General features: G+C 54.0%; 9 protein-coding genes and 1 pseudogene. 7 read left to right on the top strand and 3 right to left on the bottom strand.

Translation table 11 applies throughout. From position 1 onward, the window contains the following. Positions 1 to 18: 18 nt before the first annotated feature. Positions 19 to 435: a hypothetical protein gene (locus B5F88_RS20405; RefSeq protein WP_140402170.1), complete on the bottom strand. Its 417-nt coding sequence runs from the start codon at positions 433 to 435 to the stop codon at positions 19 to 21. A 1,037-nt stretch (positions 436 to 1,472) separates the two neighbouring features. Here B5F88_RS20405 and B5F88_RS17170 point away from each other — a divergent pair. Then, positions 1,473 to 3,938 (top strand): leucine-rich repeat protein, encoded by a 2,466-nt coding sequence (locus tag B5F88_RS17170; protein ID WP_162612230.1) that lies wholly within the window; start codon positions 1,473 to 1,475, stop codon positions 3,936 to 3,938. 78 nt (positions 3,939 to 4,016) lie between these two features. Here the strand turns inward: B5F88_RS17170 and B5F88_RS17165 are convergent, their stop codons facing one another. Next, the gene (locus tag B5F88_RS17165; RefSeq protein ID WP_242959858.1) at positions 4,017 to 4,205 is read right to left on the bottom strand and encodes a hypothetical protein; all 189 of its coding nucleotides are present in this window, start codon (positions 4,203 to 4,205) and stop codon (positions 4,017 to 4,019) included. Positions 4,206 to 4,643: 438 nt separating this feature from the next. Here B5F88_RS17165 and B5F88_RS17160 point away from each other — a divergent pair, with 438 nt between their 5' ends. From B5F88_RS17160 to B5F88_RS17130, 5 genes and pseudogenes are all read left to right on the top strand, one after another. Then, positions 4,644 to 6,128 carry a recombinase family protein gene (locus B5F88_RS17160; RefSeq protein WP_162612229.1) on the top strand — a complete coding sequence of 495 codons (1,485 nt, stop codon included), beginning with the start codon at positions 4,644 to 4,646 and terminating at the stop codon, positions 6,126 to 6,128. Positions 6,129 to 6,768: 640 nt separating this feature from the next. After that, positions 6,769 to 8,688, top strand: a complete 1,920-nt coding sequence (gene tet(W), locus B5F88_RS17150) for a tetracycline resistance ribosomal protection protein Tet(W) (RefSeq protein ID WP_002586627.1) — start codon at positions 6,769 to 6,771, stop codon at positions 8,686 to 8,688. Between the two features lie 50 nt (positions 8,689 to 8,738). Beyond that, on the top strand, positions 8,739 to 9,506 hold the full coding sequence (locus tag B5F88_RS17145) for a class I SAM-dependent methyltransferase (RefSeq protein WP_002586626.1): 768 nt from the start codon (positions 8,739 to 8,741) through the stop codon (positions 9,504 to 9,506). Between the two features lie 285 nt (positions 9,507 to 9,791). Further along, a pseudogene (locus tag B5F88_RS17135) lies at positions 9,792 to 10,132 on the top strand (hypothetical protein). Between the two features lie 14 nt (positions 10,133 to 10,146). Continuing rightward, positions 10,147 to 10,341 carry a transposon-encoded TnpW family protein gene (locus B5F88_RS17130; protein ID WP_002596234.1) on the top strand — a complete coding sequence of 65 codons (195 nt, stop codon included), beginning with the start codon at positions 10,147 to 10,149 and terminating at the stop codon, positions 10,339 to 10,341. A 64-nt stretch (positions 10,342 to 10,405) separates the two neighbouring features. Here the strand turns inward: B5F88_RS17130 and B5F88_RS17125 are convergent, their stop codons facing one another. After that, complete coding sequence (locus B5F88_RS17125) at positions 10,406 to 10,606, bottom strand: hypothetical protein (protein WP_002596235.1); 201 nt, start codon at positions 10,604 to 10,606, stop codon at positions 10,406 to 10,408. Positions 10,607 to 11,081: 475 nt separating this feature from the next. On the opposite strand from B5F88_RS17125, the gene B5F88_RS17120 reads away from it, so the two are divergent. After that, the coding region (locus B5F88_RS17120; protein WP_087348496.1) for a TnpV protein at positions 11,082 to 11,349 on the top strand (268 nt) is incomplete at its 3' end.

The following is an 11,349-nucleotide window of genomic DNA, read 5'->3' as shown; positions in this document are numbered from 1 at the left end:
AGCCGCCCAAAAGGGGGTCTAATACAAGTTATTTGCTATCCGGCAAGCCCGGAAACCGTTGATATTACGGGATTTTTTGAAAAGTTCTGTATCGCCATTCGTACCAAAATCGAGAAATCCGAATCTGTTTGCCATCGGCAACGGATTCGGGTTTTTCGTTTCTTTGCATGAAACGGCATAGGCCCGGCGCAGAGAGCGCGGCGGCGGTATCATGGTGATGCCGCCGCCGTTTTGCTGTCTATACGGCCTGAATTTCCAGCGGGAGGGAAAATCTGCAGTTTCAGCACTTTTCCAGTTGGAGGAAAAATCTGCAGTTTCAGCAGTGTTTGAGCGTGTGTCACAGTTTTCAGCAGTCGTGCCATGCGGCATGATACACTGCTGAAAACTGGCGTCGCTCCGCTCCAAAACAAGTCCATATATGCGGCGTAAAATCATGTTTCTGCAAACTGCTGATTTTCAGCAGTTTTTGAACCGTGATTTCAGCAATTTTCAGCAGTGAAAATTACATCATATATGGGCGCTTTTTCGCCCCGCGGCGCCTCCGGCGCCAAAGCGGGGCGAAAACATCATTAAGGGCATAAGGGGTCCTGACACGCCGCCGGTTTCACCGTCTGCGTGGCCGGCACAGCCGGCAGGACTGAACGGGAGGGAGGCGGATTTTCCGCCTCCCTCCCGTTCACCCCGGGACCTGCCTCGCGGCAGATCCCGGGGCCCTTACTGCGCGTCGGCTCACGCCGCCGCTTGCCCTCCGGGTGCCCTCTTACGACAGCGACAGGGGCGGGACGCTTGCGCGCCCCGCCCCTGTCGCTGTCTGCCCGCCTACGGCGGATTTTTCCCTGGATGGATATAAGGGCGCAAGCGCCCGCCCCACATCCGCGCCGGGGGGCCTTGAAGCCCTGATCCCCCAGCAACGGCCAAAGACACGCCAGCGGAGACGCCTCCCCATGTATTCCTCTATCGATCGGCAAGCGGTCCCCATGGACCAGAGGGAGCGCTGGCTCGCCAGCGTAGGAGTAGAAGCGAAGCTGGTAGCCGAGGAGCGGCTGGAACACCGTGCCGCAAGTTGATGAATTGCTTGATTTTTGCCGCGGTATGGTGTAAAATATAGCCGGAAACGCAATAAAGCGGCAGCCCGCAGGGTGCTACCAACACCCTACGGGCCTATGATGAGTGTTCGTACCACTCAACACAACAGTCCAAGTGACTGCACCGTAGCCTTATTATACCCAGACAAAGCCCTTTTTGCAAGGGCGAAAGGCGGGGGATAGGGCCTATTGTGTTACGCTCTGAATGATTCAGGCGGTGTTGAGTATTTACGCTTGACACCGCTTTTTGCGTTTCCGGCAGACCCCGCGCGGTCCGGGGAGGGGCCTTTCCGGCCTCTCCCCAAGACCGCCCTGTCGGAAACCAACTTTCCCGGCGTCAGCGCCTATTTTCTATCATAAAGGAGGAAGAGAAGGATGATGAAAAACATGAAGAAGAACCGAACCATTCGCCTGCTGTCCCTGTGCCTGAGCCTTGTGGTGGCCCTGGGGCTGGCCGCCCCGGCTGCCGCCGCTGGGCAGTCCACCAGCGGCTACGAGGAGATAGCCTCAGACGATTATAAGATGATTAGCCGGTGGGGTGGACAAACCTCCCACTTTGGCAGTAACATTCTGGACTTCTACATTTTAGACCGCTATGGGGATTACTCCCATAGCAGCGGTGGCCCCACCGACGGCAATCTTCTGGCCGTGTCGGGCATCCTGATGATAGATGGGCTGGAGGAGGTCCGGGTGACGTGCGGCGGCGTGTCCAGGACTGTGCCGGCCAGCAGCGGCCGGGAATTCTCTCTGGAGCTGACCCTGACCCACAGCGGCACCGCCGCGATGGAGGTGGCCACCCGCCGCAGCGGGGAGACAACGTTCCGAAATGTGACCCACGGTCAGTACCTATTCCAGCGGATGCCCGACGGCGGCTATGAGTTCCTCACTTCCGACCCCTCTGTGGCAACGTACGACAGCCGCGGCGCCCTGAACTCCATCGGCATCAACGACCCCGAGCCGGCCAACCAGCTGGCCCGGCCGGTGCCCGCCTCGGTGGCGGCCATGTCCGCGCAGATCGTGGGGGATGAGACCGACACCTACGGCAAGATGTTCCTGCTTTATAAATGGGTGGTGGACAACATCGCCCACGACACCGCCATGGAGAGCGGCGCGGCCCAGGCGGTGACCGACTCGGAGGGCGTCCTGACCCTCCGCCGGAGCAACTCTGCCGGGTACGCCAACCTGCTGCGGGACCTGCTGCTGGCCCAGCGCATCCCGGCCATGACCTGCCAGACGGAGTATCTGCCCAGCGGCTCCTACGCCACCCCCGGCGTCCGTGGCGTGCCCCACAGCCATGTGGAGGCGTACATGGATGATGGAAATTCATTCATCTTTGGCGGCAAGCGGTGGGTCTTCATGGACCCGGCCGCGGACTCCCTGAACACCTACACTGGCGGCACCCTCCACACCGAGGGCGCCAACGGCTACAACACCTTCGACCTCAGGTGGGGCCGCAATATGCTCTCCCTGTCCTACAAGTATGTGGACCGAAGCGGCCTGACCCACATCGACAACGGCGACGGCTTCATCCTGGGCGGCGAGAACTTCACCGAGGTGTGGGGGTACAACGGCCCCGGCGGTGAGGTGACCATCCCCGACGGTATCACGAGGATCAGCGAGGGGGCCTTCGCCGGCCGGACGGACATCACCGCCGTAAACTTCCCGGAGAACCCCCTGCGGATCGAGGAGGGTGCGTTCCGGGGCTGCACCGGCCTGACGGAGCTGGACTTCCCCGACACCATCGACTTCATCGGCTCCTACGCCTTCGCCGGCTGCACCGGCCTGGAACACGTCCATCTGGGCCAGGTCGATAGCCGCACCACCATCCAGACATACGCCTTCGCCGGCTGCACCGGCCTGAAGAGCATCTACATCCCCCATATGTACACCTTCGCCCCCTATGTCTTCGCCGGTTCCGGCATCCGGGTGCTGCAGTTCGCCGACGACTACAGCTTCGCCATGTACAACACCAGATATTCCTTCTCCGATATCCCGTACCTGATGGCGGTGGAGCTGCCGGGCAGCGGCAATTTTGACCAGATCGAGGACTATGCGTTCAACGAGGAAGGCCGGGTGCTGGAGGATCCTCTCCAGATCTATTACAAGGGCAACGGGGAGGAGTGGGACAACCTCGTCATCGAGATCGGCAACGAGATCCTCTGGGAGGGGTGGTGGCACTACAACAGCGGCATCCCGGAGAACATGATGGAACGGTTCCTCTCCGAGGACCTGCCCCCGGTGGAGGGCCTGAGCCTGCTGCCTGGGTACCCGGACGTCAGCGACTGGGCCCGGGAGCAGGTGGGGACGACGGCGGAGAAGCTGCAGCTGGAGGAGGTCGACTTCCTCCGGGACACCTTTGACTACACCACCGACATCACCCGCTCGGACTTTGCGGCCCTGGCGGTACAGACCTATGAGGTGCTCACCGGCGAGGAGGTGCCGTACGCGCCGGAGGACGCCGTCTTTGCCGACAGCGTCGGCGATGAGGCCATCGCCAAGGCCTATGACCTCGGCATCATGGGCGGATACAACTCCGCTGACAGCCGCTCCGGCGTCTACGTCGGGCCGGACGACCTGATCACCCGGGAGCAGGCGGCCACCATGCTGGCCCGGCTCATGGCCACCATCGACGATGAACTCGACCGCGGCCTGATGGGTGACGTCAGCGACGTAGCCCTGCCCTTCACGGACACCATCAGCGATTGGGCTGTCGAGAACGTCAAGGTCATGTACGACAGCGGCATCATGTCCGGCACCAGCGGCGCCACCTTCTCGGCGTCGGCTAACTACACCATTGAGCAGGCAATCGTCACCATCATGCGGATTGATGAATGGGCCGCCCGTGGCGCATAATCGTACCATCATCAACACAGAAATCCCCTTTCTGCATAAGGAACCCCCGTGTATCAGCTGATACACGGGGGTGTTTTTTTACCGGGCCTCGTCCGGGCCGTTCTCTTTCTGTTCTTGCTGTTCCTGTTGTTGCTTCTTTTTCCATTCCTCAAACTCCCGCCGCCCCTCCTCGCTCGCGTAGAACGCTCGAATGTCGGGCAGCAGGCAACGGGCAAAGGATTCCAGCACATGGCGGGGAATCCCGGAATGTAAACGCGGTTCTTTCAAGATGACCGCCTCCTCTGCAATAGGATAGGCGCGGCGGTTCTCTTTCTCTATATGCCGCTTTTTTATGGCAAAATCATACCATATTCGCCGTTTCACAGCAAGTATGTTGCAGAATCTTTGTGCAAGTTGAAATCGCGCCGGAAAAACTGCTCCATATATGCGCCAGTTGTTTTTTTCGTTTTATGGCATTTTGTGGATTGTTCTGAACTTTTTCCGGCTCATTGATTCCCCCGTGGGGATATGGTAGCATTTAGGAAAAGAAAGGGGCGTCCCGTCCCCGTGGAGCATATCAGAAATCCCCCGACTGTCAAGGCTGAACTTCGCCGATTTCATCGGGCCTTGACAGTCGGGGGATTTCCGATAATAGGTCACCAAGGGGACGCCCCATCCATGCGGCGGCAAGACCGCCCATCTTTTGACTGAAAGGAGTGCATGACAGTGAAAGCCGTCATTTACGCAAGATATTCCAGCGACAACCAGAGAGAGGAAAGCATCGAGGGGCAGATTCGGGAGTGTGAAGAATACGCCGAGCGCAACGGCCTCAAGGTGTTGTCCTGCTACATAGACCGCGCCCTCTCCGCCAAGACTGACAACCGCCCCGAATTTCAGCGGATGATTCGGGACAGCGCCGGGGGCCTGTTCGATGTGGTGCTGGTGTGGAAGCTGGACCGCTTTGCCCGCAACCGCTACGACAGCGCCCATTACAAAGCGATTTTGAAGAAGAACGGCGTCAAGGTGGTGTCCGCAAGGGAAACGATTGCCGAGGACAGCACCGGGATTCTGCTGGAGAGTATGCTGGAGGGCTATGCCGAATTTTTCAGCGCCGAGTTGTCCGAGAAAGTACAGCGGGGGCTGATGGAGAACGCCCTCAAAGGGAAGAACAACGGCGGGGGGATTCCGCTGGGCTATGTGCTGAACCACCAGACGCAGAAGCTGGAAATAGACCCCCTGACCGCCCCTCTGGTGGTGGAGATTTTCACCCGCTATGCCGACGGGGAGACCGTGCGCTCCATCGTGGAGGACCTGAACGAGCGGGGGCTTCGGAACCCAAGGGGAAAGCCGTTCCGCCTGAACAGTTTCAGCGGACTGTTGACAAATCGGAAGTACATCGGGGAATATCAGTACAAGGATGTGGTCATCCCCGGCGGTGTCCCGGCCATCGTCCCCCAAGAACTCTTTGACCGGGTGCAGAGGCGCAAGGAGCGCAACCGGCGCGCCCCAGCGGCGGCCAAGGCCGAGGTGCGGTATCTGCTCACTACCAAGCTGTTCTGCGGCAAGTGCGGGCGAATGATGGCGGGCGAGTGCGGCACCAGCCGCAAGGGGGTAAAACATCACTACTACAAGTGCGGGAGCGCCAAGCGGAAAACCGGGTGCGACAAGAAAGCCGTCCGCAAGGAGTGGATAGAGGACCTCGTGGTGGAGCATACCATGCGGATGATTTTCAACGACACGGTGGTGGACGATGTGGCGGCGCTGGTGGTGACGGAACAAGACCGGGAGAACACCGACCTGCCCGCCTTGCAAAACCAGCTGGCGCAGACGGAGCGGGGCATTGAAAACCTCCTCAACGCCATTCAACAGGGCATCTTCACCGCCTCCACCAAGCAGAGGCTGGACGAGCTGGAGGCGGCGAAAGAGGACTTGACGGTCCGTATTCTCCAAGAGCAAATCGCCAAGCCCCGCATGACCGAGGAGGAGGTCCGCTTTTGGATTTGCCGATTCCGGGAACTGGACACCACCAAGGAGGAACACCGGCAGCGGCTCATTGACAGCTTTGTCAATGCGGTCTATGTGTACGACGATATCACCGTTCTTCAGACCCTCGTGATCGCCCTCGGCGCTGGTCTCGGCGTGTGGGGCGTCATCAACCTGCTGGAAGGTTACGGCAACGACAACCCCGGTGCGAATGCTCATGTACGGTAAGGAAGCAAGCAACCGAAAACAAGAGATAGACCGCCAGCACTACACTATTCCGAACCAAAGACCAAAAGATAAGCATTGTGGGAAAATCTAAACTTTTGGATTTTCCTACAATGCCAACTACGGCGGAATCCCTCCCACTCCTTATATCTTTCTGTATACATTGAATTTGTATTTAGTAAAATGCAGACAACACCACGGATCGGCTTTTGGTTGGACAATTCCAACCAAACACCACAGCAGACAGCAGAAAACATTCTGAACGCTAGGAAGCCGGTATGATTGTTACATATAAGGGGAAGAAAAATTTCTTTTAGGTACTTGCTTTCCTAAAACTGATGTGATACAATGATTTAATCCAGAAAAGGAGTAAAAAATATGCGGCAAGGTATTCTTAAATAAAACTATAATCAAATAGTGGGAACAAAGGATTATGATAGCTCCTTTTGTAGGGGCTTAGTTTTTTGTACCCAATTTAAGAATACTTTTGCCTTATCAATTTTGACATATCCCCAAAAACAGCAATCACAAACAGGTGTATGCTGTATATGTGTATGTCCGCAACTTATAATCCCCAGTGGTAAAAGTATTTTACTGCTGGGGATTTTTATGCCCTTTGGGGCTGTAAAGGGAGGACAATCACATGAAAATAATCAATATTGGAATTCTTGCCCATGTAGACGCTGGAAAGACGACCTTGACGGAGAGCCTGCTATATGCCAGCGGAGCCATTTCAGAACCGGGGAGCGTCGAAAAAGGGACAACGAGGACGGACACCATGTTTTTGGAGCGGCAGCGTGGGATTACCATTCAAGCGGCAGTCACTTCCTTCCAGTGGCACAGATGTAAAGTTAACATTGTGGATACGCCCGGCCACATGGATTTTTTGGCGGAGGTGTACCGCTCTTTGGCTGTTTTAGATGGGGCCATCTTGGTGATCTCCGCTAAAGATGGCGTGCAGGCCCAGACCCGTATTCTGTTCCATGCCCTGCGGAAAATGAACATTCCCACCGTTATCTTTATCAACAAGATCGACCAGGCTGGCGTTGATTTGCAGAGCGTGGTTCAGTCTGTTCGGGATAAGCTCTCCGCCGATATTATCATCAAGCAGACGGTGTCGCTGTCCCCGGAAATAGTCCTGGAGGAAAATACCGACATAGAAGCATGGGATGCGGTCATCGAAAATAACGATGAATTATTGGAAAAGTATATCGCAGGAGAACCAATCAGCCGGGAAAAACTTGCGCGGGAGGAACAGCAGCGGGTTCAAGACGCCTCCCTGTTCCCAGTCTATCATGGCAGCGCCAAAAATGGCCTTGGCATTCAACCGTTGATGGATGCGGTGACAGGGCTGTTCCAACCGATTGGGGAACAGGGGGGCGCCGCCCTATGCGGCAGCGTTTTCAAGGTTGAGTACACCGATTGCGGCCAGCGGCGTGTCTATCTACGGTTATACAGCGGAACGCTGCGCCTGCGGGATACGGTGGCCCTGGCCGGGAGAGAAAAGCTGAAAATCACAGAGATGCGTATTCCATCCAAAGGGGAAATTGTTCGGACAGACACCGCTTATCAGGGTGAAATTGTTATCCTTCCCAGCGACAGCGTGAGGTTAAACGATGTATTAGGGGACCAAACCCGGCTCCCTCGTAAAAGGTGGCGCGAGGACCCCCTCCCCATGCTGCGGACGACGATTGCGCCGAAAACGGCAGCGCAAAGAGAACGGCTGCTGGACGCTCTTACGCAACTTGCGGATACTGACCCGCTTTTGCGTTGCGAAGTGGATTCCATCACCCATGAGATCATTCTTTCTTTTTTGGGCCGGGTGCAGTTGGAGGTTGTTTCCGCTTTGCTGTCGGAAAAATACAAGCTTGAAACAGTGGTAAAGGAACCCTCCGTCATTTATATGGAGCGGCCGCTCAAAGCAGCCAGCCACACCATCCATATCGAGGTGCCGCCCAACCCGTTTTGGGCATCCATAGGACTGTCTGTTACACCACTCTCGCTTGGCTCCGGTGTACAATACGAGAGCCGGGTTTCGCTGGGATACTTGAACCAGAGTTTTCAAAACGCTGTCAGGGATGGTATCCGTTACGGGCTGGAGCAGGGCTTGTTCGGCTGGAACGTAACGGACTGTAAGATTTGCTTTGAATACGGGCTTTATTACAGTCCGGTCAGCACGCCGGCGGACTTCCGCTCATTGGCCCCGATTGTATTGGAACAGGCATTGAAGGAATCGGGGACGCAGCTGCTGGAACCTTATCTCTCCTTCATCCTCTATGCGCCCCAGGAATACCTTTCCAGGGCTTATCATGATGCACCGAAATACTGTGCCACCATCGAAACGGCCCAGGTAAAAAAGGATGAAGTTGTCTTTACTGGCGAGATTCCCGCCCGCTGTATACAGGCATACCGTACTGATCTGGCCTTTTACACCAACGGGCGGAGCGTATGCCTTACAGAGCTGAAAGGATATCAGGCCGCTGTCGGTCAGCCGGTCATCCAGCCCCGCCGTCCAAACAGCCGCCTGGACAAGGTGCGCCATATGTTTCAGAAGGTAATGTAAAGATACATAATCGTCAAGACGGCAACAATCAGAAGTTATGGAGGGTAACAATGGAATATAGTAAGGAAGATTTAATGGAAGCAAAAAAGCAAATTTGGGGAGTGGGAGAGAACATGGGAACAGAGGAAAGTAAAAAAATCTGGGAGGAGAACGCACAATTTTGGGATAATGCAATGGGTGACGAATCTAATGAATTTCACAGAGAGGTAGTGCGTCCCAAAGTAACGGAACTTCTATCTCCTAATCCTGCGGATTACATTTTGGATATTGCGTGTGGCAATGGAAATTATTCTTCGTATCTTGCACAAAGAGGCGCTTCGGTTGTCGCTTTTGATTACAGCAAAAAAATGATAGAATTGGCTAAAAGACGGCAATCACAATATGCAAAACAAATTGAATTTTGTGTGGCGGATGCGACCGATAGAAAAAGTATATTAGAATTAAAAAGAAATCGAGCCTTTACGAAAGCAGTTTCTAATATGGCAATTATGGATATTACGGATATTGAACCACTTCTTATGGCTGTTTATGAACTGTTGCAGGAAAGCGGAATTTTTGTCTTTGCAACGCAACACCCTTGTTTTGTCACGTTGACTGAAAAATATATGACACCGCACAGTTACTATGATATAGCGATTGAAGGGCAACCGAAAGAGCAGATTTATTATCATCGTTCCATACAAGATATTTTTAACCTTTGTTTTAGAGCTGGATTTGTCATTGATGGATTTTATGAAGAATGTTTTAAAACCAACAAAGAAATTCCTATGGTAATGATAGTAAGGCTTAAGAAGGTAAAACGTGATAGCTTAAAATAAATTCAAGTTTGTCGGGTAAATAGCAAACCCAGCCGAGCCAGTCAACGGTCAAGATGAACGGCGCATATGCGCAGCCGTTGACAGCCCCGCCCGCCTTTGCTGGTAGGCAATCAAGGGGCGACAGCAAGAAGTGCCACCGCCCCGCACTATTATTCAGAAAGGGGAATTTCCATGACCGACCAGATAGCCTATCAAGAATATATCCAGCGCAGGTACAACGCCTTTTGCAAAGGAAGCCCCTAAAAAGGGCATACCAGACTACTCATGCAAGGAGGGCGAGAGTTTATGAAGAATGAAATCAACGCGGTTTTGGAGAATATGACGACCACCATCCCGGAGCCGGAGGACTACACCGGCGAGGACGGTTTACTGTACTGCGGCAAGTGCCGCAAGCCGAAAGAAGCCTATTTTGCGCCGGATAAGGCCGCTACCGCAGCGGCAAGCCGCTGATCGTCACGACCAACCTTACGCTGGACGACCTGCACAACCCGGAGGACACCGCCCATTCCCGGATTTATGACCGCCTGCTTTCCATGTGCGTCCCGGTACGCTTTACCGGCGACAACTTCCGGCAGGAAACCGCCAAGCGGAAAATGGAGAGCATGAAGAAACTGATTACCGACTGAAAGGAGTATTGCCTATGGCAGATAACAAGCAGCACGACACCCGCACCACCCGCCGCCCTGACTGTGTGACGGAAATCCGCATGGGCAATTCCGTCCTTGTCGTGTCCGGCTATTTCAAGAAAGACACCACAACCACAGCCGCCGACAAAATGGCGCGGGTACTGGAAGCGGAAGCCGCTGCTACACAGGAGCCGACTTATCCGGCGTGAACCGGGGCATGGAAAAGCGGCCATGCCAGGGAGCATGACCGCTGGAACGAAAATCGGAAGTGCTTTAGCAATTCTTAATCTCATTCTCTATAAAATAATTTGCAATTTCAAAGGCTTTTATTCTTCTCTTTGCCAATGTGATTTGTGATTTATAACGCTCGGAATTATCCTTTGATTCAAATGTTTTTACTGTTTCTCTTAGCTTGTGCAGAGTTGAATCAATTTGCCTTTTGGCCGCGGTTAATTCATCTATTGTATACTTCATGTTTTCTCCTTTAACTTCTGATTTTTTTGTTAAATCAGAGTATACCACGGAGTTATGAACTTTTCTACTGCAAATATGGGACGACAACCCATACCATAAAAATCGGAAAATTGAAAAGCTGTAAAGAAGCAAATTTAACGCTTTTGCCGCTGTACAGCCCCCGCCGTTCCGTGGTACAATGAAACCACGGAATAGTGGGGCTGGCTGTCGGAAACGGAGGATTTTATGTTAAGACAAGCCACCCAAAACCTCATTACCGCCCTTTATCCGAGATTGTCCCACGAGGATGAATTGCAAGGCGAGAGTAATTCCATATCGAACCATGATGTAATGTATAGAGGGTGGATTACACCAAAAAACATTACATCATGACTGGCGGCTCATTTGTGGCGAATGAAAAGGCAGTTATGATAAAGGAGGGATGCCCTCAAACCTACCGTAACTGTCAACCACATTCCCACGAAAGGAGCCTTGTATGGAACTGACTTACAGCAAATGCGGCGACTATCTCATTCCCGACCTTGTGTTATCGGACACCAAAGAGTACCATATCGGGAAATATGGCCGGTTGCGCCGTGCCTACTTAAAAGAACACCGGCCCATTCTGTATACCAATCTCATTGTCACTGAAAAGCTGTTTCCCCATTTGGAGGAAATCGACACCGCCTGCCGGGAGCGGCTGGAAATTATCGAAAAAGCCATGATGCAGCAAGAGGGCGTCACAGAAGCCCTGAAATCTGCCG

This window comes from Flavonifractor sp. An306, from assembly GCF_002159455.1.
Lineage (GTDB): Bacteria > Bacillota > Clostridia > Oscillospirales > Oscillospiraceae > Flavonifractor.
The sequence above is the reverse complement of the archived record's forward strand: the minus strand, read 5'-3'. Positions and strand labels throughout refer to the sequence as shown.

Coding starts and splice junctions, on each gene's coding strand:
- B5F88_RS17170 (WP_162612230.1), top strand. CDS start 1,473: ATGAAGAAGAACCGAACCATTCGCCTGCTGTCCCTGTGCCTGAGCCTT.
- B5F88_RS17130 (WP_002596234.1), top strand. CDS start 10,147: ATGGCAGATAACAAGCAGCACGACACCCGCACCACCCGCCGCCCTGAC.
- B5F88_RS17145 (WP_002586626.1), top strand. CDS start 8,739: ATGGAATATAGTAAGGAAGATTTAATGGAAGCAAAAAAGCAAATTTGG.
- B5F88_RS17125 (WP_002596235.1), bottom strand. CDS start 10,606: ATGAAGTATACAATAGATGAATTAACCGCGGCCAAAAGGCAAATTGAT.
- B5F88_RS20405 (WP_140402170.1), bottom strand. CDS start 435: ATGATTTTACGCCGCATATATGGACTTGTTTTGGAGCGGAGCGACGCC.